Origin of the sequence: Nocardia sp. NPDC051463 (assembly GCF_040681975.1) — a bacterium.
In the GTDB taxonomy this organism is placed as follows: domain Bacteria; phylum Actinomycetota; class Actinomycetes; order Mycobacteriales; family Mycobacteriaceae; genus Nocardia.
Genome location: NZ_JBFBAB010000001.1, coordinates 458,683 through 480,030 on the forward strand (window position 1 = coordinate 458,683; position 21,348 = coordinate 480,030).

Consider the following 21,348-nt stretch of genomic DNA (forward strand, 5'->3'; position numbering starts at 1 on the left):
GCCTCCCGGACACGGAAACAACCACGCCCGGGCGCGCGAGTGCGGGTGACCTAGGGTCTTTCGACGCCGATCTCGGGGGGAACAGTGTCCAATGTGCCTTCGCGCATGCTGACTTCGCTGGTTACTGTGGCCGCACAGCAGCTGGGTTACGTCTGCCGGATAACTGACACGGACGAGGTGGCGGAATTCATCGGTCCGCGTGGCGACGGCCCGCACTACCTGTGGTTGGACGACCTACGCCGTAGCCTGAACGAACACCCTGCCGACCAGTGGCCGGCGCTCGTCGCGGACTACGTCGGCACGTTTCTCCACGAAGTGGACATGGAATACACAGATCCGCTGGACACCAATGACTTTGCCACGGTGCGGTGCCTGCTCAGGACGCGCCTCGCGCCGGCAGGCGCCGACGCGGGCATCGAAGTCGTCCGCCGGGAGGTCGCACCGGGCATCGTGCAGGTGGCGGTGCTGGGTCAATTCCACACCGCCGTGGCCGTCACGCCCGAGATGCTCGCCGACTGGGACGTAGACCTCGACGAACTCTTCGACCTCGCCGAGGCGAATACGCGCGCCGATAGCAGCCTCGCGGTCGAATGGAAGGGCTACAACGACGCGTACTTCGCTGTGCTGAGCGGCTCGGACTTCGCGAGCGCCCACACACGGTGGCTCGACGACTACCCGGTAGTCGGAATGTACGGTGCGCTTTTCGTCACCTCACACGAGGGAAACGTGTATGTACACCCCATTACCGGACCGGACGCGATGACGGCCGTGATCCTGCTCGGCAAGGTAGCGGCCAACACCTATCGCAGCGAACCGCGACCGGTCAGTCCGGCGGTCTATTGGTGGAGGGACTCACAGATCAGCCTCGCGGCAGGCACCGAGATCGACAAGGACGGCAACGTCGCGGTGCACCAGACACCGGAATTCGACTCGCTGCTGACCAGCCTGGCGGTCACGTGTGATTTCGGAGTGATCCCGGAAGGCGAAGTCGATACCGCTCTCGACGCGCTGGCACGGTACGAGCAGATGTGCGCCTTTTCGGACAACAGCACGGCGCCGCCCGCCGTCCTCGACCTCCTGGCCGAGATCGAGAGCAAGGGCGCGGCCGTCGGATTGATCACGGCCGTCGCGGATGTCCGCGGAGCCGTGTTGCGCACCTGGGGGCCGAGCCGGGGCCGGCATCTGCTTGCCGTTCTGAAGCTGACCAAGGACCGCAGCCTCGCCGTGCTCGACGTCGCGACCGGGCACCTCTACGACCCGCGCGACCGGGTCGATGTCCACGTCACCGTCGGCGCATACGACCACGACAGGAGGTCACTGCCCTACCTCACCGCCGCGCTGCTCGAGGACTTCGTGGTCGGTGCCGCCGACCCCGACGATCCGTTCTTGGTCGTCGCGCACGACGACGGGACCTACATCCGCACGCGCCGCCACGAATGGGTCTATGAGATCGAACATCGGACCGGCTCCGCCTCGGAGCGTTTCCGCGTGTACACGATGCTGCATACTGTGGTCCGCGCCGTCATCTGGGCGTGGGCATGCGGCGACCCATTGTGGACGCGCGCCGTGCAGTGGCGGCGGGTCGATCCCGAAACGCCGGGGATCGAGGCGGCGCATCGGCAGGAAGTCCTGCAGGACGAGCTGTCGTCCACGGCGTCCGGCATGACTGTCGACCAATTGGCCCTCCTCGAAGCGTTTCTGGCGATTCGAGACACATCGCTGCCCGCAACCGAGTCACTCGATCTTTCGATCGATCCGTCCGGGCCGCGCGAGCTGGGGTCGGCCCGCGCCGAGTTCCACACACCAACCACCGAGACAGGCGGGACCGCCGAGCTGATCGACGGGCACGACGACGACCAGGAACCTCCGGAGCAGCACTTCCCGAATCGCAAGGGATAACCAACCGTCTCGGCGACCGTTGGGTCGCCGGCGGTCGCCGCCTGGGCGAGCGTCGATCTCACCGGTGCAAAGACACGCTGTAAAGTCGTTTGGTGACCTGGACCGTCGGCTTCGACCTGGATATGACCTTGATCGACTCCCGTCCCGGCGTCACACGGGCGATCGACACCATCGCGACCGAGTTCGATCTCCCGCTGCGTGGCGTCGAGCTCGCCGACCGACTCGGACCCCCGCTCGACCAGCTATTAGCCGATGCGGGCGCCCCCGCCGATCTCATTCCGGCCCTGGTGGCCCGCTATCGCGCGCTGTATCCGACCGTGGTGCCGTACATTCCGGCCATGCCCGGCGCCGACGCGGCGTTGGCCGCAGTGGCCGAGCGCGGCGGGCGAGTAGTGATCGTCACGGGCAAGCACGAGCCGTTGGCACGGCTGCACCTGGTCGAACTCGGTTGGCAGATAGATCATTTGGCAGGTGATCTCTGGTCGGCGGGCAAGGCCGGTGTGCTGCGCGAACAGCAGGCCGATGTCTTTGTCGGCGATCACTCCGGTGATATGCGCGGCGCGCGGGCCGCCGAAGTGGCGGCTGTCGGCGTCACCACCGGACCATGCGACGCCGACGAACTCCGAGCGGCGGGCGCGGACGTCGTACTGGAGGACCTCACCGAGTTTCCGGACTGGTTCACCGAATTCGAAGCCCGCGCGGTGAGTTGACCACCGGCGATCAATCGCCGGGCGCGGCCGAGGACAGTGCCTGGAATCGCAGGGTGAGACCATCCAGTAACGCGCGCAGGCCGGTTTCGAACGCCGCATCGTCGATTTCGCGTTGCCGCCCCGACAGCAGGTGTGCTTCGTCGAGGTGCGGGTAGTTGCCGCGATACACCGCCGCATCCTCGGGGAAGCCGCCCGCGAAAGACCCCAGGGTGGAACCGGTGACGAAGAACCGCATGAGTGCGCCCACCTGAGTTGCCTCACGTCGCGGCCAGCCCGCCGATACCAGCCCACCGAAGACTGCATCCGCTTGGCGCAGCGCGTTCGGCCGCCTGCCCATCCCCTGATGCAACGCGGGCACCAGGTTCGGATGATCTGCCAATGCCGCGCGATACGACCGGGCCCAGGCTTCGAGCGCGGCGCGCCAGTCGGTGTTGTCACTGAACATCGACAGGTCCACCTGGCCGAGCACCGCATCGACCATCGCGTCGAGCAGGTCGTCCTTGGTGGCGAGGTGGTTGTACAGCGAGGGCCCCCGCACTCCGAGTTCGGTGGCCAGCCTGCGGATGGATACAGCTTCGAGGCCGTCGGCGTCGACCAGGGCCAACGCGGCGGACACTATGCGCTCCCGGCTCAGCAATGGTCGGCGCGGTCTTCCCACGAAAACCTCCTGGTCGATCGGCCCTCAGTGTCGCATGCGAGCCCACAAACTTGCGTTGTTAGTTTATGCCGGGCTAGCCTACAAGAAACTTTCATCGTTAGTTTTATTGGAGTTGCGGTGAACCTGGAACTGTCCGACGAACAGGCCGCGGCACAGCGCATGGCCGCCGACTTCGTCGACCGCGAGATCGCCCCGCACGCAATGCAATGGGATCGCGCCGAATCGGTCGATCCAGCGATCGTGCCGCGGCTCGGCGAGCTCGGATTTCTCGGCCTTACCATTCCGGAGGAATACGGCGGCAGTGGCGGCGACCACCTCGCCTACTGCCTCGTGCTGGAGGAGCTGGGTCGCGGCGACTCCGCGATACGCGGCATCGTCTCGGTCTCCCTCGGCCTCGTCGCCAAATCCATCCACTACTACGGGACCGACGAACAGAAGCGCACCTGGCTGCCCCGGCTGACCACGGGGGCGGCGCTCGGCTGTTTCGCGCTCACCGAACCTGGAACTGGTTCGGATGCAGCACAATTGAGTACACGCGCGGTCCGCGACGGCAGCGACTGGGTGATCTCGGGCCGCAAGATGTTCATCACCAACGGGACCTGGGCCGAGGTCGCGCTCGTCTTCGCGCGCACCGGCGGCGACGGGCACCGTGGCATTACGGCCTTCCTCGTTCCGACCGACTCCCCCGGCTTCACCGCGCGCCCCGTGCACGGCAAGCTCGGGCTGCGTGGGCAGGCGACCGCGGAACTCGTGCTCGATGACGTTCGCATCCCCGACAGCGCGCGACTGCACGCCGAGGGAGAAGGGTTCACTGTCGCGATGGCGGCTCTCGCCAAGGGCCGGATGTCGGTCGCCGCGGGTTGTGTCGGGATCGCGCAGGCGTGCCTCGACGCCGCGGTCGGGTACGCCACCCAGCGGACACAATTCGGCAAGCCGATCGCTGGGCACCAACTGGTGCAGGAACTGCTCGCCGACATCGCACTCGACGTGGACGCCGCCCGGCTGCTGGTGTGGCGGGTGGCAGATCTGATCGACCGCGGCGCCGAGTTCGCCATCGCGTCGTCCAAGGCGAAGCTGTTCGCGAGTGAGGCCGCGGTACGCGCCGCCGATCGCGCCCTGCAGGTGTTCGGCGGTTACGGCTATGTCGACGAGTTCCCGGTCGGCAAGTATCTGCGCGACGCCAAGGTGATGACCCTCTACGAGGGCACCAGCCAGATCCAGAAACTGCTGATCGGCCGAGACCTGACCGGAATCAGCGCATTCTGACGACGTCGGATCCGGCCTCGTCGAAGCACAGAAAGGACCATCGATGAACAGGTTTACCGGCAAAGTGGCCGTTGTGACCGGCGCGGCACAGGGCATCGGCGCGGCCACCGCGGTGCAGCTGGCCGCCGAGGGCGCGGCGGTGGCGGCGCTCGACCGCAACGCCCCCGACAAGACCGTCGAGCAGATCATCGCGGCGGGCGCCACGGCCCGCAGTTATGTCTGCGATGTCACCGATCGCGCCTCGGTGCAGTCCGTATTCGACCAGGTGGCAACGGATCTCGGGCAACCACACATCCTGATCAACAATGCCGGGATCACCCGCGACGACATGTTCTTCCGACTGTCCGAGGACGACTGGAACGCGGTCCTCTCGGTCAACCTGACCGGGGCCTACCACTGCGCGCAGGTCGCACAGAAGTTCATGGTCGCGCAGCGCTACGGCAAGATCGTCTCGCTCTCCAGCCGCTCCGCACTCGGCAACCGCGGCCAGGCGAACTACGCCGCCGCCAAGGCAGGCATCCAGGGCTTGACCGCGACGCTGGCCATCGAACTCGGCCCCTACAACATCAACGTCAACGCGGTCGCCCCCGGCTACATCGCCACCGCAATGACCGCCGCGACCGCCAACCGGGTCGGGCTGACCGCCGAGGAGCACCAGCAGACCGTTGCCGAGCGCACCCCACTCGGGCGAGTCGGGCAGCCCGAGGAGGTCGCCGCTGTCATTGCGTTCCTGGCCAGCGACGAAGCCTCCTATGTCAGTGGCCAAACGCTCTATGTCAACGGTGGAGCCCGCTGAGCAGGCCCGAGTGCGCTATAGCGACCGCCCGGTATGACGAGGATAATGAGCACTTCGATCGACCACGTCGATAGGAAGGAGCCACGGCAATGAGAGCTAAGCCGAACCGCTCACTCACCATCCTCCTCGCGGGTCTGGCAACCGTCGGCAGCATGGCACTGTCCGGTGCCGCGGCAGCTGCCGCAAGGCAGCAGGACCCGACCCCGGCGCCGGAGTGCACAGTAGGCCAGACCCAGGAACAGGGCCCCTACCTCTGCGAGTGCGGACCCGACGGCAAGTGGGTCTGCCTCGAAAGAGGGCACTGAGATAGGTCGCGGCACCCAGCCACGACGTTTCCATTCAAGCCCGATTTGCGGATGCGTGCTCGGCATCCCACTGTTGCCGGGCGGCGGCGATGACGCCTCTGTGCTCTCGCGACCAGTCGGCGAGCACCAGCACCGTCTCGGCGAGACTCCGGCCGGTCGCGGTGAGCCGGTATTCGACCTGCGGCGGGATGGTCGGGTAGGCGATCCGATCGAGGATCCCGTCCCGCCACAGCCTTTTGGTGGTCAACGTCAGCATGCGCTGGAAAATGCCCGGAATCGCTCGCTCCAGTTCGCGGAAGCGACGCACTCCCTTGCTCAACTCCACGATCACCAGCACCGCCCACCGATCCCCCAGCCTGTCGAGGACATCGCGAATCCCACAGTCGTCATCGCCACAGGGTCCTTCGGGAATAGGGCCCGCCGCCTGCGTGCTAACCGCCGTGTTCGTGACTGACATCAGAGTGCCTCCTTATGCCGCCGCCCGTGATTGCGGATGCTGGGTTGTGTTCAGCAACTGCAACATTCGGGAGTGCACCAATGATCCTCGTCACCGGTATTTCCGGTTCGCTCGGCAGCCTGGTCTTCGACGGGCTGTCCGCACTCGACGATCTCACCGTCGCGGCGGGCAGCCGCTCCGGTGATGGCGCCGGCGTACGACACATCGATTTCGACGTCCCTGCCACCCTGGTCGAAGGATTCCGGGAGGTGGACGTGCTGGTGTTCGTCTCGGCCGGTTACGCGGAAGACGACGTGGTGCTGGCCAGACATGACGCAGTGGTCGCCGCCGCGACGACGGCCGGCGTCCGGCACGTCATCTACACCAGCCTCGCGGGTTCCGGTGATCTGATGACCATCGCGCTCCCACACCGATGGACCGAGAAACGTCTGGCTTCGGCACCGTTCGATGTGACGATTCTGCGCAACGGCCTCTATGCCGAGGTTCCGATCGGGTTGGCGGCCGCGGGCGCCGTCTCGGCCGCCGAAACAGGTTTCTACACAGCCGCATTCGGTGATGGACGGGTATCGGTTGTCGCTCGCGACGACCTCGCCGACGCGGCGGTGGGGGTGGCCACCGAAACCAGCCGTGACCTTACGGCAGGTGGTCGCAGCCGACACGCGGGCAAGGTCTACGAACTCGAAGGTGTCGCGACGATCAGCGGGTCCGACATCGCGGCGGTGCTGGCCGAATCGCTCGACCGGCCGGTGAGCTACCGATCCATGTCACTGTTCGATACCCGAATCGCACTGCAGGACTTAGGAATGGAGCCCTACCAGGTCACGAATGCCGTCTCCATGTTCGCCAACATAGGCGCGGGTGCACTCGAGGCAAGCCGGACCGACCTGCTCGACCTACTGCCCGGCGCGCCGCGCGATGTCCGGGCGCTGCTCACCGCGGCCGTGCGAGCTGGCGGATACCAGTCGATTTCGATCACAACGACCCGCTGAGCATCGCTCTCATCGACGAGTCACCGCACCGTCGAGCCGGTCGAACTCACCGCGCGCCCGGCTGGTCACTGCTCGAACGTGGTCACCAGGGCACCGGGCCGAAGCGATCGAAGAATCCACCGGTCGGCCCGTCCGGTTCGATCGACGCCAGGCGGACGATCGCGTCGGTGCCCTCGGTCACCGTTTGGTGGCCTGAGTTGTTGTTCAGATCCGTTGCGGTATAACCGGGGTCGGCGGCGTTGATTCGGATGTCGGGGAGCGCGCGGGAGTACATCGAGGTGATCATGTTCAGGGCGGTCTTCGAAGACGGGTAGGGCAGTCCGAGAAGGGTGGACTCGATGCGGGCCGGGTCGGAGGTACGAGCCAGCGAGCCGATGCCGCTCGACACCATCACGATGCGAGGCCGGGTGGCCGCGCGCAACAGCGGCAGGAATGCGTTGGTCACCGCTACCGCGCCGAAGACGTTGGTCTCGAATACTTCTCGCAGATCGGCCGCCGTGGTCTCGGGCGGGAGTTTGCGGGTGCCGCCGATACCGGCGTTGTTCACCAACACATCCAGCTGTCCGGTTCGTTGTCCGACTGCCTCGACGGCTGCGGCGATCGAGTCGACGGACGTGACGTCCAGGTGAACGAACTCGACGTTCAGCCCGGCGTCGGTGAGGTCGGCCACCGCGGTCTTGCCGCGATCGGCGTCGCGGGCGGCGAGGAACACCCGCCAGCCGAGGCCCGCCAATCTGCTAACGGTCTCACGACCGAGTCCTTTGTTCGCTCCGGTGACCAACGCTGTCGTGGTGGTGGAATTGTCCATGACCCGAGCGTCGCCGCCGCACAGCGGGCCCACCAGGACCGCAGCCTCCTGGGACCAGCGGTACCACCCCGACGTGTGCACGCTGCGGCATGATCGAGGATATGGATCGCACGGAACTCGCCGAATTGCTTCGGCAGGCCCGCGGCCGCATCCGGCCCAGCGATGTCGGGCTCCCCGCGGGCTCGCGCAGACAGGTACCCGGACTGCGCCGCGAAGAGGTCGCACAACTGGCCGGCGTCAGCGTCGACTACGTGGTTCGACTCGAACAATGCCGCGGCCCACGCCCCTCGACCGCTGTACTGGCGGCTCTGGCCAGGGCGCTGCGCCTGAACGACGAAGATCGCGATCTGCTCTTCCAGTTCGCCGGGTCCGTGCCACCACAGGCAGGCCGGATCGCCATGCTGGTCCGGCCGAGCGTGCTGCGACTGCTGGACCGGATGGTCGACCTGCCCACCCTGGTCATGTCAGCTAAAGGCGATGTGCTGGCGTGGAATCCGATGGCGGCGGCACTGCTCGGCGACTTCACCGAGTGGCCGCACGCGCAACGCAACATCATCTGGCAGCAGTTCCTGGGCACCGGGCCACGTCGGGTCGCACCGACCCCCGCCGAGACGCAGGCCGCCGCCGTCCTCTCGGTCAGCAGCCTGCGCAGCGCGCGGGCCCGCTACCCCGACGACCCCGACCTGCTGCGCCTGATCAGCGAACTTTGTTCGCGCAGTCAACGATTCGAGCAGCTGTGGAATGCACGGCCGTCCGAACCATGGCGCAGCGCCACCAAATCGGTCGACCATCCCGAACTCGGGCATCTGGTCCTGGAATGCGACACCCTGCTCGTCCCCGACTCCGACCAGACCGTCATCGTCTACTCCGCCGCACCGGGCACCGCCGCCGCCTCCGCACTGGACCTGCTCCGCATCACCGGCACCCAGCAGTTCACCAGCGGCTGAACTCCTCCCGGTTCCTCGCTGTCCGAGACGGACGCCGATGCCTTCCTCGATACGCGCACCGACGACGCCGAACACGATGTCGTCGGCGATCCGACCGGACTGTTGCGCGACCGAACGGCGATTGCCCAGCGCTACCACGACCTCTTCGACTCGATCGACGAGGGCCAGTTCGAAACCCTGCACCGGTTCCACGGCGCAAACTTCCTCGTCGACGAATCCCACCGATACGGCAGGGCCACCGGAATGTCCCTCGGGATCCCCGGTGGAAATCGGCCGGTGAACTTCCGCGTCCTGCCCGTAGGCAAAGTTCGGCGACGGACGGATCAGCCGGGCGAACGTGTGGGCTCGACGACGCCGCGATCGTGCAGCAGCCGGCCGCCTGGGCATCGGGCGGGCGCGCTGTGGCCGGCTGCCGGCTGCCGGCTGCCGACCACAGCACAGCCGCTTACGCCGCCTTGTACTTGCGCAAGTACTCGCCGGTCAACGAGGTCGGATGCTCGAGCAATGCCGCCGGCGTGCCGGTGAAGACCACTTCACCGCCGTCCTTGCCGCCGTCTGGCCCGAGATCGATCACCCAGTCCGAGTGCGCGACCACATCGAGGTTGTGCTCGATCACCACCACCGTGTTGCCTCGCTCGACCAGCCCGTCCATCAGCGCGAGCAGCGTGTCCACATCCGACATGTGCAGCCCGGTGGTCGGCTCGTCGAGAACATAGACGCTGCCGGTGTTCTGGAGTTGGGTGGCCAGTTTGATGCGTTGGCGCTCGCCGCCGGAGAGGGTGCTCATCGCCTGGCCGAGACTCAAGTAATCCAGACCGACCTCGTTCATGGTGCGCAGCTTGGTATGCAGCGCCTTCTCGGGGAAGAACCGGACGGCCTCTTCGGCCGACATCTCCAGCACGTCCGCGATCGAACTGCCGCGGAAGGTATGTGCCAGCACCTCTTCGGAGAATCGCCGTCCATCACAGGCGTCGCAATGGGTGGTCACCGGATCCATGTAGGCGACCTCGGTGATGATCACGCCGCGCCCTTCACACTGTTTGCACGCGCCCGCGGAATTGAAGCTGAACAGCCCGGGTGATTCACCGGTGGCCTTGGCGAACAGTTTGCGAATGGGGTCCATGAGCCCCAGGTAGGTGGCAGGCGTAGAGCGCGAGGAAGCCGCGATCGCGGATTGGTCCACGAAGATGGCCTCGGGATGGTTGCGCACGAACACATCACGAATGAGGCTGCTCTTACCGGATCCGGCGACGCCGGTGATCGAGGTGAGCACGCCGGTGGGGATCGCGACGGTGACATCCTTGAGGTTGTGCACAGTGGCGTGCTCGATCAGCAACGCACCGTTCGACTTCCGAAACACCTCCTTCACCGTGAACGGCCTACGCAGCCCGGCACCGGTCGGGGTATCGGCCGTACGCAGCTCGGCGAAGCTGCCCTCGAACACAACCTGTCCGCCGTGCACCCCGGCACGCGGCCCGACATCTACGATATGGTCGGCGATCTGGATGACATCGGGATCGTGCTCGACGACCAGCACCGTATTGCCCTTGTCCCGCAACGCCTTCAGCAGATTGTTCAACCGGCCGACATCGCGCGGGTGCAAGCCGACGCTCGGCTCGTCGAAGATGTAGGTCATGCCGATCAGCGTGCTGGCCAGATGCTTGATCATCTTCAGCCGCTGCCCCTCACCGCCGGACAGGCTCGACGTCGCCCGGTCCAGGCTCAGGTAGCCGAGACCGATATCGGCCACCCGCTGCACTGCGGTGCGAATCGCGGCGGCCAGCCCGAGTGCGGCCGGATCGGTGATCTCGTCGAGCACTGCGATCAGATCGGTGATCTGCAAGCCCGACCAGTCGGCGATATTGCGTCCGTTGATCTTCGTCGCGAGCGCCTCGGCATTGAGCCGAGCGCCGTTGCACGTCGGACACACACCCTCGGTGAGGAACTTTTGTATCTGCTCGCGAGTCTTCTCGCTGAGCGCGGAGGTGTCGCGCTGCAACCGGGTGCGGGTGAACTTCGCCGCCACGCCTTCGTAATTCGCCTTCCATGTGCCTTTACTGAAGGTCAGCTCCACCTTGCCGCCGGTGCCGTACAACAGATCCTGGAATTCCTCGGCGCTGTAGTCGGCGAGCTTCTTGTCCGGATCGAACCGGCCGGAGTTGCCGTACAGCTGCCAGTCACCGCTGCCCACCCCATAGCCGGGCAGCAGGATGGCGCCCTCGTTGAGCGACTTGCTCCGATCGACCAGCCGGTCGGGATCAGCGCGCACCGCCTGCCCGAGTCCGTCGCAATCCGGGCACATGCCCTGCGGCACATTGAAGGAGTAGTTGTAGACGAATCCGGCCGAGGGCGTACCGAATCGGGCGAACATGGCTCGCACCATCGAGTAGATGTCGGTCATCGTGCCGACGGTGGAACGCGGCCCGCCACCGACCGGCTGCTGATCGATGATCACCGGCGCGGTCAGGTTTTCGATCGCCTCTGCGTGCGGGCGCTCGTAGCGGGGCAGAAAGTTGAGGATGAACGCGGGAAACGTTGCGTAGAGCTGGCGCTGGGATTCCACGGCAATGGTGTCGAAGACGATGGAGGACTTTCCGGAACCGGAGACACCGGTGAACACCGTGATCTTGTTCTTCGGGATCTCCAGCGACACATTGCGCAGGTTGTGCTCGCTGGCCCCCAACACTCGGATGACATCGGTGGCGGCAACGGAATTGGTCAATGGCATACCGACCACCATGCCATCTGACACCGACAAATTGCCCGGGTCGAAGTGATGAAAATCACAATCATACGGTAAATGAATAACCGGTCACAGTTCTTCACATGGTCCGCGAGCGTGCTGCGCCGACCAGCCGCAAACAGTCGCACCCAGGCACCAGTCCGGAATGTCTTGCCTCGATAGCGATTTCCCCTTCGTGCCGCACCCGTCCGCAGCGGCCGGCGCGGATCGTGATCGACGAGCAGTCGCCGGAGTTACACATCCTTATCGAGGGTTTGCGCAGAATTAACCTGCCGAGAACGTGATCGCGACCGATAGCGCTCGGTCGACAACTAGACTCGCTGACGCGTCTTCGAAACAGACACCGGCTTCACCGGACGAGCGGAGCGGCTCGAACGGCTCTCAGCGCCCGCAGATACCGACAGATCGTCCATGCGTCGCGGCACCATCACGCCGCCGCCCCTGAATTCGGTCGGCAGTCTGTCCTGACCCAGCGACATCGCGGAGACCTCATGTTTCACACCGACCTGAAACCCGCCAGCCACTTGGACATCCGCATCACGACACCCGGCCAACTCGCCTGCGGCACACACGCGAACCCGGCAGCGCCATCGCAAAAGATTCCGCTATCGAGCGATCGCGGGCCGTCCCGCCAGCTCAGCTCGCTCGACGTCCTGCTGCTCAATGCCGAATCGCCCACCATGCTGCTGCACGTCGGATCGGTCACGTTGCTCGAGCCGACCGCCGAAGACAGTGTGTTGACCGTCACCGCATTGCGGGAGTTGATCGCGAGCCGCCTGCACCTGATCGCACCGCTGCGGTGGCGATTGCGCACCATTCCTTGGGGTCTCGATCTCCCCTATTGGGACGACTGCGACACCATCGACCTCGGATATCACGTACGCGATACGCGCCTGCCCGAAGGCTCGACCGACGCGGCACTGGCAGACCTCGCGGCCCGCTTGCACGCGCAGCCGCTGGACCGAAACCGACCGCTGTGGGAATGTCACCTGATCTCGGGACTGGCCGGAGGTCGCCGAGCCATCTACACCAAGGTGCACCACGCACTGATCGATGGTGTGTCGGGTGCCGAAGTGATGGCCGCGGTCTTCGACGTCGTCCCGCAGTCGCAGCCGGTGCCGCCGCCGGCCGACGGGGTCACGCTGGGTCGAACGCCCAACCCTGCCGAAATGCTCGGTCGCGGCATCGCGAACACGATGACCCGCCAGGCCGACCGGATGCGCCTGCCGTTGCGCCTCGGACCGATGCTGCCGAGCGCGCTCGACGATATGCGCAAGGTGAATCCCCGATTGCCCGGCACCGGCCCCAACAGCACCGACCGTTCCTTTGCCTTCGTGTCCCTGCCCCTCGATACCGTCAAGCACATCAAGAACAGCTTCGACGGCACCGTCAACGACGTCGTGATGACGTTGTGCGCCTCAGCATTTCGCCGCTGGTTGATCGACCACGACATACCCGCCGACGACCCCGCCGTTGCCGCGATACCTGTATCGGTCCGTACCCCCGAGCAGTGCGGCACCGCGGGCAATCAGTTCTCCATCATGCTGTGTGAACTTCCGATCGGCGAAGCGAACCCGCAGCACCGCATGAAACTCACCCACGCCGCCATGCTCGCCGCCAAGGAACACTTCCACGCCACTCCACCGGCCCTGCTGCACTACGCCACCGCAGTCCTCCCCCAGATCTTGCACGGTCTGGCAACCCGAATGCTGCTCCGCGCCGCCGCACCCGCACTCCCCTTGGCCAACCTGGTTGTCTCCAACGTGCCAGGCCCTCAGATGCCGTTGTACGCCGCGGGAATTCGCGTGGCAGGTACCTATCCCATCTCCGTACTCACCGACCTGTCGGGCCCGCTCAACATCACCGTCATGTCCTACAACGGCCACCTCGACTTCGGCATCCTCGCCTGCACCGACACCATTCCGGACGTGTGGAAGTTCGCCACCTACTTGAACGATTCGCTCGCCGAACTAGTTCATTAGCCGCGCCCGCGGCAACCGCCATGCGTCAGTCCCAGATCCACAACTGCCAGAACGGCATCGGCGCAGACCCGACCGAATCGACATCCACTGTGACCGTGTAGTCGATGTCCCACTCCCGCAACGCCTGCACGAATCGGATGATTACATCCGGCGGCGCAAGCATAGGATGCGACAGGCTGACGCGGCCCGACACCGAAGTCGAGCCGAATACGTCGCGGCAAACTCTGATCGGCGGTCATCACACCCACGTCTGCACAGCTTGCATGGCGGCAATGATCTCGGAGAGCTTCGGCAACACAACAGGTTTCGCCGGTTCTCGAATCCACCGGAATCCGCCGCGGTCGCAGGGCAATGGAAGGACGACACGGTCACCCCGGACCGTCATCGACACACAGGACCGACTCATCGCTCGTTCGGCAACATCGTCCGGCAAGCAGTTCGGGTAGACGAGTATCGTCCAGCGTTTCCGATGCGGGTGCTCGATCACCGGAATCAGCGACTCGTTCAGATGGCCCAACACTTTCCGCGCGAGTTCCCGTGGGAAGATGACACCGCCCACGAAGTCACACACCTGGAGCAGCACCCAGTTCGACATGACCACAACGGGCAGGTCGTACACGCGCTCGTACAACCAACGCACCTCGTCCAAGGTCCGGTGTTCCTCGAACATCAAAACCCCCTATCACTTGGTATTAGCCGTGCAAGTACGATCGCAAGCGGCCCGGCTTCACCGCACCTCAGAGGCAGGGCATCGATGACCGGGTCTGTGGGCGGGGCGGCCTGCAGTTTCGTCGATCACGGTCACGATTGCCCATCGGAATGGGTAAGTTGCTTTTGCCGGTGGATTCCGTGAGGGGGGCAATGACTACTCAGCGATTAGGGATGAGCCCGCAGGCACGCGGACGCGAGATGGCGCGCGTAGGGCGGCAACTCTGGCAGGAAATCGGGTCCGTCAAAGACGCGGCTGTCGAGTTGATGAACCGCCATCCGAATACGTCCAGCCTGCAGGCGCATCGGTATGCGTGCGGCATCTCTCAAGATCAAGCCGCTGCCCGGTACAACGAGATCACAGACCACCAGACCAGCCTCGGTGGTACCACTATCAACGCATGGGAGACCTGGGCTCGCGGCCGTGGGGGTTCCGGCTCGCCTCCGACTTTCTCCGGCCTCTTGATTCTCGCTGCTGCCTACGGCCGGGGACCACTGGGGGTGGCTGACGAAGACATCTCCCCCATCGACCTAGTCGCCGAGACGTATGAGCGGCTCGCGCCGGAGGATCAGATCTCGCTCAAGAAGCTCACAGGCGTTACCACCTCATCGCCCATTGCTTCCCGATCAGCTGCGAGGCTTGTCGCGGAAGGCAACATAATCGGCACCGACTTCGAACTTGCCGTGCCCACCGTCGAATACGGCAATCCGGCGATTCGGCTGTTCTCGTTGCCGAATCCGCAGCCTGGCCAGTTGTTGAACCTGACATGGGCGACATTTGGTTTCGGGCTCGAACGGCTGATCCACCAGATCAAGAATCTCGGGCGACGGCTCGATGCCGATGCATGTTTCGGCATCAACGAGGCCGGGCTGGTCATGGCGACTTTTCTCGCCTCGGCCCAGTTCAGCCGCTGCCCGATCGGGTACCTCAAGTGCAACAAGAGCCGCGACGACATCACTCTTGATTCGGCATCCGTCTATCCCCAACTACCGAATGTACCGACAATTGTATTGTGCGACTTCGAAGTTAAGCATGCGAACGTAGTCGGACTCATCAGCCGTGAGATCCGCAGTCGCTATCCCGAAGCTGAGATCTACTTCGCGGTGTTCGGAGCAATGACCAAAGCACGTGATCTCGAGGTGGCAAGCTTCGATCACTTGACCGGTGCCGGGATCATGAGAGCTGCTGACTTCGCAGCGGTGTTCATCGCTGCGACCATGAGCCCTCCCGGCATCGAACCGCCCCTGGAACTACGCTGATTCGAGAGGTGATGCACTGTGACGCCCACCCTGCCTCAGCTCGAGCCCGAGCTCGCGCAACACCTTACGAGCATGGTTTCGACGGTGATCGGTGAAATCCGCCCCCGGTTGGTCGAGGGGGCGCTCTCCGGCGAACATGCACAGAGTGCGAACCTTCGGCACAGTGACAACTTTCTGTCCGCTCACGATCTGTGGATGCACGAACGGTATCGTCAGCTGCTCACCGAATTTCTTCCGTCGTTCGTCTACGCGTCCGAAGAAGCGGACCCGCAGATCATCGGTGATGATCCCGATCCGGACCTGTGCGTCTTGGTCGATCCACTCGACACCAGCGAGCTCGCGGTCCGCGCCCTGCACGGCTACACCCACGTCATGGTCTACTCGCGCGCGCTCAGGCGTCCGATCGCGGCAGTGGTCGGCGATATCTTCCACCATCTCCAGCTCTACCTCGCGGTGCGCGATCACACCGGGCGCGATCAGGCTTCGGTCATCACGACCGACGGTATCCTGCATCCACTCCGCCTGGAAGGATCCCCTGCCCTGTCGGAGTCGCTGGTCACCAACTACCTCATGAAGCCGGCGGAACGCTTTCTTCCATTGGCTGAACAGACCGGACTCATCCAAGCCCTGAGCCGACCATCACCAGACGGGAGCAAGCGCGGACGTCTCGGCCTCGACTTCGGGTCCATCGGACTCTGTCATGTTGCTGCCGGATTCACCGATGCGATGATCGAGTTCGCGAAGGGATTCGCGATATGGGATCTCGCTCCAGGCCATTACATCCTCACTGCTGCCGGCGGATCCGTCCTTGACCTGCACGGTGATCTTCTGCCGCTCGACTGCGATTTCGGTACGTTGGCCGATATCGCAAAGGCGATGGGCCATCGACAAAAATTCATCGCCGCCGCAGACATGCCGCTGGCTCGAGACATCGTCGATGCCATCACGAAAGCAGGCGTCGGAAACTCCGAAGCACGCTAACGAAGTAGCTGAATCACCGGCGCGAAGTTCTCCATGCTGTCCTCGAGCACGGTGATATAGCTGATGCCGTACCGCTCGCGGCGATCGCGTAGCCGCTGCGCCATCTCCTCAGGCGTGCCGATCAGTAGGATCGGCAGGTCTTCCGGGCTCTCGGCGACATCCGGCGGCAGTGCGGGACCGAATACCTCCAGCACAGCCGCCCGTTCATGCGGCGGAACGACGCGCTGGACCAGGATATTCAGTTCCACCTGATCTACTCGCGCGCCGAGCAGATTCCGCACGTAATCGATCCGCTCCGCGGTTTCCTCGAGCCCCGCCATCTGCAGCGGCCCACCGTTGCGGGCGGCCGCAGCGCCGGTGAACCCGATGATGTCGGCATGCTTCGCCGCCACGCCGAGCAGCCGGTCGCCCCAGCCCGCAATGAGCATCGGCGGCCCGGACGGCTGTGCGGGGCGCGGCTGATATTCCGGATCGGAGAAGAGCGCACGTAGCGTGGTGACCGTCTTCTCCAGGTGCTCGACACGCTTGCCGCCGCTGGCGAACGGGATGCCCGCCGCCTCGAATTCGGCCTGCACATAGCCCGCACCCAACCCGAGCTCCACTCGACCATCCGTGAACTGGTCCGCGCCCGCTACATCGCGAGCAAGCAGCACCGGGTTGTAGAACGGCGTGTTCAGCACGAAGGTGTTCAGCCGGACTCGCTCGGTCGCCTCGGCCGCCAGAATCATCGCGGGAAAAGGCGCGGGCAACCCGAGATGATCGGCCACTCCGATCACGTCGTAGCCGAATTTCTCTGCCCTACGGCACTTTTCGATCCAATTCGCGCGGGAATCGGGAACCACCATGTTGACGCCGAACCGGAACGGACGTGGCACAGTCATGAGGTCTGTCTACCATCACGATTCGACCGCAGGGCACCGGCGGCTTCCGAATCGCTGTCGGTCCGTGCTGGCAGAGTGTGCACCACTGATTCAGGAGGTGCTCGACAAACATGGGTGACTACTTCGAACGGATCGTCGACATCGAGGTGACCGCTACGGAGGCGAACGCGGTGGCGGCCCGGATGCTGGACTGGATGATTTCCCGACGGCTGCTCACTCGGGAGATGTCCGGTGACGCGATGTACAGCCTCGGGGTGGACAAAGGTTATGTGCCAGGACCGGATTGGGCGCAGGTCACCCAGGAATGGGGCGACTGGATCCCCGGCCCGGTAGCCGTGATCGTCGGGCGCGCCGGCCACTACGGCGGGCAGGGCGAGATCGAGCCGGACTCGGCGGTGTGCCCGCGCTGCCACGCTACGACGGTGATCATCGACTACCCACAGCAGTGGGAAGCCGATCCCGAGATCTGGCGACCATTCCGGAACGGCATCGACGCGTGGGAAAAGACCGGCGTCGGCGCTGCCGCCTGTAACTCCTGCAGTGACGCCATCCCGGTCACCGATTGGCAATGGCCGTCGGGATTCGCTCTCGGCGCACTCGCCTTCGACTTCTGGGGTTGGCCACCACTCACCGACACCTTCATCACCGAGTTCGGCGCACAACTGGGACACCGCATCGAGCACCACACGGGCAAATTCTGACGTATCCATGCCTTCCACAGCACACCTCAGCACGCCACGACGGCCGGTCAACATTGCGCGAGCATGCCTGCCGCAATAGCGATTCCGACGAACGTCACAGCCGCGGCGAACACTCCCAACAGCCGCCGTATGGTGTTCCTTCGCGAACGAGTCAGCGTTCCGACTGTCGATGTCGTGGCGGTGCGCCGCCCCGACCAGCGCCTGACCAGCGTGACAACGGTGACGATCACTGTCGCAATCAGCACGACCGAACCCCTACGCGCCGACAGCGTTTGCCGGCAGAGACCGACGCACCGGCGTTGCGGAGCCTCGTGGCGTCGCGACAACACCGTATTCGATCAGACTCTCCGCGGTGTCCAGCAGTGTTTCCCGGACCGGACGCAGGCTCGGATAGTGACGCGGACGAGTTATCACCACGGCGCACTGCGCGACACCCTGCTTGCCGCCTGTCTCCGGTTGATCGAAACCGAGGGCATCGGCGCGGTGAGCCTGCGCCGAGTGGCCAGGGAGGCGGGCGTGAACACCGGCGCGCCCTATCACCACTTCGTCGACCGCGCCGCGCTGCTCGCCGCACTGTCCACCCAGGGCTTCCAACTACTCGGCAACGAAGTGACGGCCGCCCGCGCGGCCGCGGACACCCCACTGCACGCGCTGACCGCGCTCGCCGAGACCTACGTGCGGTTCTCCCGCGAACATCCCGGACACTTCCGGCTGATGTTTCGCCCTGAACTCTCACAACCCGACAAGCATCCCGACGCCATGGACGCGGGCGACGACGCGTTCACCGTGCTGGCCGACACCGTCGCCGATTGTGTCGCCGCAGGCTTGCTGCCTGCCGACAAAGCCGACACTATCGCCGTCGCCTGGTGGGGCTCGCCCACGGTCTCGCCTCGCTGTGGCTCGACGGGCAATTGGAAAAGCGCTCGGTCCAGCTCGGCACCGAGGCCCCCTGCGCTGGTCGACGACATCCTGCGCACCTTCACCGCACCCATCGCACTCATCGCGTAACGCGCTTGGCAACGTCACACGCCCGAGGACCGAACTGACCTAGAGTGAGTGCCGGATATTTGCTGTTTCGCCCTACGCTCCCCACCTGATTCGAGAGGGAAGACCGGATGACCGCACAGCAGCTCGATCCAGTGGTTCAAGAATTCGTCGACGCGCTCAACCAGAATGACCAGGACCGGTTTTTCGCGGTCCTGACCGATGACGCGTCGATGTCCGACGACGGTGTCGAACGCAACCTCGCGCAGTGGACCGACTCCGAGGTCTTCGGCAGCAGCGGTCGCATGGAGATCGAGACGATCGGGGACGGCGGCATCGAGCTGGTGGCCAACTACACCAACTCGCGCTGGGGATCGATGCGCACCAATTGGCGCTTCACCCTTCGCGACGGCAAGGTCAGCCGATTCGAGACCGGGCAGGCCTGAAAACTCTTGCGGATACAGCCCCGATATTGACAGGCTGACGCTCGTGTTCGTCGCGCCCCGTTACGGTACGGGCTCCCTCGCAGATCTGTTTCCTTCGCTCCTCGCCGGGCTCGGTGTGCCCGGCGAGGTCGACCGGCTCGGTCTCGGCTGCACCGCCGACCGCATCTGCGTGCTCTTGGTGGATGGTCTCGGCGCCGAGGCGCTCGCGGCGAATGCCGACGTGGCGCCGTTCCTGTCGAGTCTCGTCCCGGCCGAGCTCGCGGCGGGCTTCCCCAGCACCACCGCGACCAGCCTCAGCTCGCTCGGCGTCGGTGTCCCACCCGGCGAGCACGGGATCGTCGGCTACCTGATCAACGTTCCCGGCTACGACCGGTTGGTGAACTCATTGCGCTGGCGCTTGCACGGCGAGGGGCCGAAGGTCGACCTGCTCCGCGAGCTCATCCCGGAACAATTCCAGCCCAGCGCAACGGTTTTCGAACGCGCGGCAGCCAACGGCATCACCGTCACACAGGTCGCCCCGCACTATCAGGCCGGCTCCGGGCTCACCCGAGCGGTGCTACGCGGCTGCGAGTTTCGCCCCAACGTCTCGACCGGAGATCTCGTCGCGGGCGTCGCCGACGCGATGCGCGCAGGTGACCGCACATTGGTATATGCCTATCACGGCGACCTCGATACCACCGGCCACGTCCGCGGGCCGTTCTCGGATGCGTGGCTGCTGGAATTGGCGCACGTCGACCGCCTCGCCGCCGCCATCGCCGAACACCTACCCCCGAACGCCGCGCTGGTCGTCACCGCCGACCACGGCATGGTGGAACTCGATGCCCGCATAGATTTCGATAACACCCCACCACTCCAGGACGGTGTCGCCCGCCTCGGCGGTGAACCCCGGGCCCGCCACGTCTACACCACCGCAGGCGCCGCCGCCGACGTCGCCGCGACCTGGCAGGAATTCCTCGGCGCCGACTTCCATGTGCTGTCCCGCGCCGATATCATCGCCCGCGGGTGGTTCGGCCCCACCGTCTCCCCTCCCATCGCCGACCGCATCGGCGATCTGGTCGTCGTCGCCGCAGGTTCCCGCGGCATCATCCGCACCGGCGCCGAACCACTGCAAGCGATGCTGATCGGCCATCACGGATCCCTCACATCTGCGGAAATGAATGTGCCACTGCGCGTTTATCGCACGTGATCGCGCAGTACGGCGCGGTATGCAGCGAACTCGCGGGGCACCACAGCGAACGACCGGCCCGCTTGGCCCTACGCTGGGAGCGATCGACGCGGACATGGCCGCGCGACCAGCTGCCAGGAGGAATAGATGAATGCCACGCTGTCACGGACCGGCCGGACCGGCCTCGGGATCGCGGCGGTCGCGTTACTGCTGGCGGGGTGCAGTGATATCGAGCGAGTGCTCAATCGCGGTGGCGACACGCCCTGCAACGAATACGTCAAGCAGGACCAGGACACCAAGCGGGTGACGATCACCAAGTTCATCAAGGAGCAGACCAAGGATGATCACGAGCCTGCCGGCACCGTGGTCGATGCGACGATCATCTCCGTCGACCTGCTGTGCGGCACGCAGCGCAATGCGGATACGCCGATCAAGAAAGCCGATGTGGCAGGCATTTTCATCACGAAGTGAGTGTGGGACGGGCAGCGTTGCGCCCGACGGCGGACAGGCGCAACGCTGCCCGCGGCCCAACCGGGGTACCGCGTTCCAGCCGTCCTTTGAAGCGCTGGGCCGCGCTCAACCCGCCGTCGATCGTCACGATCGTGCCGCTGGTGTTCGCGGCACGGTCGCAGGCCAGAGACGCAATCATGTCGGCGATCTCC

Annotated in this window: 23 protein-coding genes; 15 read left to right on the top strand and 8 right to left on the bottom strand. The window is 65.0% G+C overall.

Annotation, left to right across the window (positions count from 1 at the left end):
- The first annotated feature begins 93 nt into the window (after window positions 1-93).
- Both AB0M74_RS02110 and AB0M74_RS02115 read left to right on the top strand, forming a co-directional pair.
- Window positions 94-1,899: a hypothetical protein gene (locus AB0M74_RS02110; RefSeq protein ID WP_364900569.1), complete on the top strand. Its 1,806-nt coding sequence runs from the start codon at window positions 94-96 to the stop codon at window positions 1,897-1,899.
- A 92-nt stretch (window positions 1,900-1,991) separates the two neighbouring features.
- Entirely contained in the window at window positions 1,992-2,609 is a 618-nt protein-coding gene (locus AB0M74_RS02115; protein ID WP_364900571.1) for an HAD hydrolase-like protein, read from the top strand.
- A gap of 10 nt (window positions 2,610-2,619) precedes the next feature.
- On the opposite strand, the gene AB0M74_RS02120 is transcribed toward AB0M74_RS02115, so the two are convergent.
- A complete protein-coding gene (locus AB0M74_RS02120) occupies window positions 2,620-3,267 on the bottom strand; it encodes a TetR/AcrR family transcriptional regulator C-terminal domain-containing protein (RefSeq protein ID WP_364900573.1) in 648 nt (215 codons plus the stop codon).
- Between the two features lie 117 nt (window positions 3,268-3,384).
- On the opposite strand from AB0M74_RS02120, the gene AB0M74_RS02125 reads away from it, so the two are divergent.
- The 3 genes from AB0M74_RS02125 (at window position 3,385) to AB0M74_RS02135 (ending at window position 5,634) form a co-directional block, all read left to right on the top strand.
- Window positions 3,385-4,533 (top strand): acyl-CoA dehydrogenase family protein, encoded by a 1,149-nt coding sequence (locus tag AB0M74_RS02125; protein ID WP_364900575.1) that lies wholly within the window; start codon window positions 3,385-3,387, stop codon window positions 4,531-4,533.
- Between the two features lie 43 nt (window positions 4,534-4,576).
- Window positions 4,577-5,329 carry a 3-oxoacyl-ACP reductase FabG gene (gene fabG / locus AB0M74_RS02130; protein WP_364900577.1) on the top strand — a complete coding sequence of 251 codons (753 nt, stop codon included), beginning with the start codon at window positions 4,577-4,579 and terminating at the stop codon, window positions 5,327-5,329.
- Window positions 5,330-5,418: 89 nt separating this feature from the next.
- The gene (locus tag AB0M74_RS02135) at window positions 5,419-5,634 is read left to right on the top strand and encodes a hypothetical protein (RefSeq protein ID WP_364900579.1); all 216 of its coding nucleotides are present in this window, start codon (window positions 5,419-5,421) and stop codon (window positions 5,632-5,634) included.
- Between the two features lie 34 nt (window positions 5,635-5,668).
- On the opposite strand, the gene AB0M74_RS02140 is transcribed toward AB0M74_RS02135, so the two are convergent.
- Window positions 5,669-6,091 carry a helix-turn-helix domain-containing protein gene (locus AB0M74_RS02140; RefSeq protein ID WP_364900581.1) on the bottom strand — a complete coding sequence of 141 codons (423 nt, stop codon included), beginning with the start codon at window positions 6,089-6,091 and terminating at the stop codon, window positions 5,669-5,671.
- An 80-nt stretch (window positions 6,092-6,171) separates the two neighbouring features.
- Between AB0M74_RS02140 and AB0M74_RS02145 the strand changes: the two genes are divergently transcribed.
- Window positions 6,172-7,080, top strand: coding sequence for an NmrA family NAD(P)-binding protein (locus AB0M74_RS02145; protein WP_364900583.1), 909 nt, complete (start codon window positions 6,172-6,174; stop codon window positions 7,078-7,080).
- A gap of 82 nt (window positions 7,081-7,162) precedes the next feature.
- Here AB0M74_RS02145 and AB0M74_RS02150 read toward each other — a convergent pair whose 3' ends face one another.
- Complete coding sequence (locus AB0M74_RS02150) at window positions 7,163-7,888, bottom strand: SDR family oxidoreductase (RefSeq protein ID WP_364900585.1); 726 nt, start codon at window positions 7,886-7,888, stop codon at window positions 7,163-7,165.
- 101 nt (window positions 7,889-7,989) lie between these two features.
- Here AB0M74_RS02150 and AB0M74_RS02155 point away from each other — a divergent pair, with 101 nt between their 5' ends.
- Entirely contained in the window at window positions 7,990-8,835 is an 846-nt protein-coding gene (locus tag AB0M74_RS02155) for a helix-turn-helix transcriptional regulator (protein ID WP_364900587.1), read from the top strand.
- A gap of 445 nt (window positions 8,836-9,280) precedes the next feature.
- Here AB0M74_RS02155 and AB0M74_RS02160 read toward each other — a convergent pair whose 3' ends face one another.
- Entirely contained in the window at window positions 9,281-11,563 is a 2,283-nt protein-coding gene (locus AB0M74_RS02160; RefSeq protein WP_364900589.1) for an excinuclease ABC subunit UvrA, read from the bottom strand.
- Between the two features lie 506 nt (window positions 11,564-12,069).
- Here AB0M74_RS02160 and AB0M74_RS02165 point away from each other — a divergent pair.
- Window positions 12,070-13,560 (top strand): wax ester/triacylglycerol synthase family O-acyltransferase, encoded by a 1,491-nt coding sequence (locus AB0M74_RS02165; RefSeq protein WP_364900591.1) that lies wholly within the window; start codon window positions 12,070-12,072, stop codon window positions 13,558-13,560.
- A gap of 25 nt (window positions 13,561-13,585) precedes the next feature.
- On the opposite strand, the gene AB0M74_RS02170 is transcribed toward AB0M74_RS02165, so the two are convergent.
- A complete protein-coding gene (locus tag AB0M74_RS02170) occupies window positions 13,586-13,723 on the bottom strand; it encodes a hypothetical protein (protein WP_364900593.1) in 138 nt (45 codons plus the stop codon).
- A gap of 75 nt (window positions 13,724-13,798) precedes the next feature.
- Window positions 13,799-14,230: a hypothetical protein gene (locus AB0M74_RS02175; RefSeq protein ID WP_364900595.1), complete on the bottom strand. Its 432-nt coding sequence runs from the start codon at window positions 14,228-14,230 to the stop codon at window positions 13,799-13,801.
- Between the two features lie 212 nt (window positions 14,231-14,442).
- Here AB0M74_RS02175 and AB0M74_RS02180 point away from each other — a divergent pair, with 212 nt between their 5' ends.
- Together AB0M74_RS02180 and AB0M74_RS02185 are read left to right on the top strand one after the other, a co-directional pair.
- On the top strand, window positions 14,443-15,528 hold the full coding sequence (locus tag AB0M74_RS02180; protein ID WP_364900597.1) for a hypothetical protein: 1,086 nt from the start codon (window positions 14,443-14,445) through the stop codon (window positions 15,526-15,528).
- 18 nt (window positions 15,529-15,546) lie between these two features.
- Window positions 15,547-16,509, top strand: coding sequence for an inositol monophosphatase family protein (locus AB0M74_RS02185; protein WP_364900599.1), 963 nt, complete (start codon window positions 15,547-15,549; stop codon window positions 16,507-16,509).
- On the opposite strand, the gene AB0M74_RS02190 is transcribed toward AB0M74_RS02185, so the two are convergent.
- Entirely contained in the window at window positions 16,506-17,390 is an 885-nt protein-coding gene (locus tag AB0M74_RS02190) for an LLM class F420-dependent oxidoreductase (RefSeq protein ID WP_364900601.1), read from the bottom strand. The genes AB0M74_RS02185 and AB0M74_RS02190 overlap by 4 nt on opposite strands.
- 110 nt (window positions 17,391-17,500) lie before the next feature.
- On the opposite strand from AB0M74_RS02190, the gene AB0M74_RS02195 reads away from it, so the two are divergent.
- The 5 genes from AB0M74_RS02195 to AB0M74_RS02215 all read left to right on the top strand — a co-directional run bounded on the left by AB0M74_RS02195 (window position 17,501) and on the right by AB0M74_RS02215 (window position 21,157).
- Window positions 17,501-18,091 carry a hypothetical protein gene (locus AB0M74_RS02195; RefSeq protein WP_364900603.1) on the top strand — a complete coding sequence of 197 codons (591 nt, stop codon included), beginning with the start codon at window positions 17,501-17,503 and terminating at the stop codon, window positions 18,089-18,091.
- Window positions 18,092-18,484: 393 nt separating this feature from the next.
- A complete protein-coding gene (locus tag AB0M74_RS02200; RefSeq protein WP_364900605.1) occupies window positions 18,485-19,099 on the top strand; it encodes a TetR/AcrR family transcriptional regulator in 615 nt (204 codons plus the stop codon).
- Window positions 19,100-19,206: 107 nt separating this feature from the next.
- On the top strand, window positions 19,207-19,521 hold the full coding sequence (locus tag AB0M74_RS02205) for a nuclear transport factor 2 family protein (protein WP_364900607.1): 315 nt from the start codon (window positions 19,207-19,209) through the stop codon (window positions 19,519-19,521).
- Window positions 19,522-19,564: 43 nt separating this feature from the next.
- Window positions 19,565-20,707, top strand: a complete 1,143-nt coding sequence (locus AB0M74_RS02210) for an alkaline phosphatase family protein (protein ID WP_364900609.1) — start codon at window positions 19,565-19,567, stop codon at window positions 20,705-20,707.
- Between the two features lie 126 nt (window positions 20,708-20,833).
- Window positions 20,834-21,157 carry a hypothetical protein gene (locus AB0M74_RS02215; RefSeq protein ID WP_364900611.1) on the top strand — a complete coding sequence of 108 codons (324 nt, stop codon included), beginning with the start codon at window positions 20,834-20,836 and terminating at the stop codon, window positions 21,155-21,157.
- Here AB0M74_RS02215 and AB0M74_RS02220 read toward each other — a convergent pair.
- A complete protein-coding gene (locus tag AB0M74_RS02220; RefSeq protein WP_364900613.1) occupies window positions 21,147-21,335 on the bottom strand; it encodes a hypothetical protein in 189 nt (62 codons plus the stop codon). The two genes, AB0M74_RS02215 and AB0M74_RS02220, sit on opposite strands and share 11 nt — an antisense overlap.
- Between the last annotated feature and the right edge of the window lie 13 nt (window positions 21,336-21,348).

Excerpts from the sequence above, each read along its gene's own strand:
- AB0M74_RS02165 (WP_364900591.1), top strand. The coding sequence starts at position 12,070 with ATGTTTCACACCGACCTGAAACCCGCCAGCCACTTGGACATCCGCATC.
- AB0M74_RS02195 (WP_364900603.1), top strand. The coding sequence starts at position 17,501 with ATGGGTGACTACTTCGAACGGATCGTCGACATCGAGGTGACCGCTACG.
- AB0M74_RS02215 (WP_364900611.1), top strand. The coding sequence starts at position 20,834 with ATGAATGCCACGCTGTCACGGACCGGCCGGACCGGCCTCGGGATCGCG.
- AB0M74_RS02220 (WP_364900613.1), bottom strand. The coding sequence starts at position 21,335 with ATGATTGCGTCTCTGGCCTGCGACCGTGCCGCGAACACCAGCGGCACG.
- AB0M74_RS02190 (WP_364900601.1), bottom strand. The coding sequence starts at position 17,390 with ATGACTGTGCCACGTCCGTTCCGGTTCGGCGTCAACATGGTGGTTCCC.
- AB0M74_RS02180 (WP_364900597.1), top strand. The coding sequence starts at position 14,443 with ATGAGCCCGCAGGCACGCGGACGCGAGATGGCGCGCGTAGGGCGGCAA.
- AB0M74_RS02150 (WP_364900585.1), bottom strand. The coding sequence starts at position 7,888 with ATGGACAATTCCACCACCACGACAGCGTTGGTCACCGGAGCGAACAAA.
- fabG (WP_364900577.1), top strand. The coding sequence starts at position 4,577 with ATGAACAGGTTTACCGGCAAAGTGGCCGTTGTGACCGGCGCGGCACAG.
- AB0M74_RS02155 (WP_364900587.1), top strand. The coding sequence starts at position 7,990 with ATGGATCGCACGGAACTCGCCGAATTGCTTCGGCAGGCCCGCGGCCGC.
- AB0M74_RS02140 (WP_364900581.1), bottom strand. The coding sequence starts at position 6,091 with ATGTCAGTCACGAACACGGCGGTTAGCACGCAGGCGGCGGGCCCTATT.
- AB0M74_RS02205 (WP_364900607.1), top strand. The coding sequence starts at position 19,207 with ATGACCGCACAGCAGCTCGATCCAGTGGTTCAAGAATTCGTCGACGCG.
- AB0M74_RS02175 (WP_364900595.1), bottom strand. The coding sequence starts at position 14,230 with ATGTTCGAGGAACACCGGACCTTGGACGAGGTGCGTTGGTTGTACGAG.
- AB0M74_RS02145 (WP_364900583.1), top strand. The coding sequence starts at position 6,172 with ATGATCCTCGTCACCGGTATTTCCGGTTCGCTCGGCAGCCTGGTCTTC.
- AB0M74_RS02135 (WP_364900579.1), top strand. The coding sequence starts at position 5,419 with ATGAGAGCTAAGCCGAACCGCTCACTCACCATCCTCCTCGCGGGTCTG.
- AB0M74_RS02160 (WP_364900589.1), bottom strand. The coding sequence starts at position 11,563 with ATGCCATTGACCAATTCCGTTGCCGCCACCGATGTCATCCGAGTGTTG.
- AB0M74_RS02170 (WP_364900593.1), bottom strand. The coding sequence starts at position 13,723 with ATGCTTGCGCCGCCGGATGTAATCATCCGATTCGTGCAGGCGTTGCGG.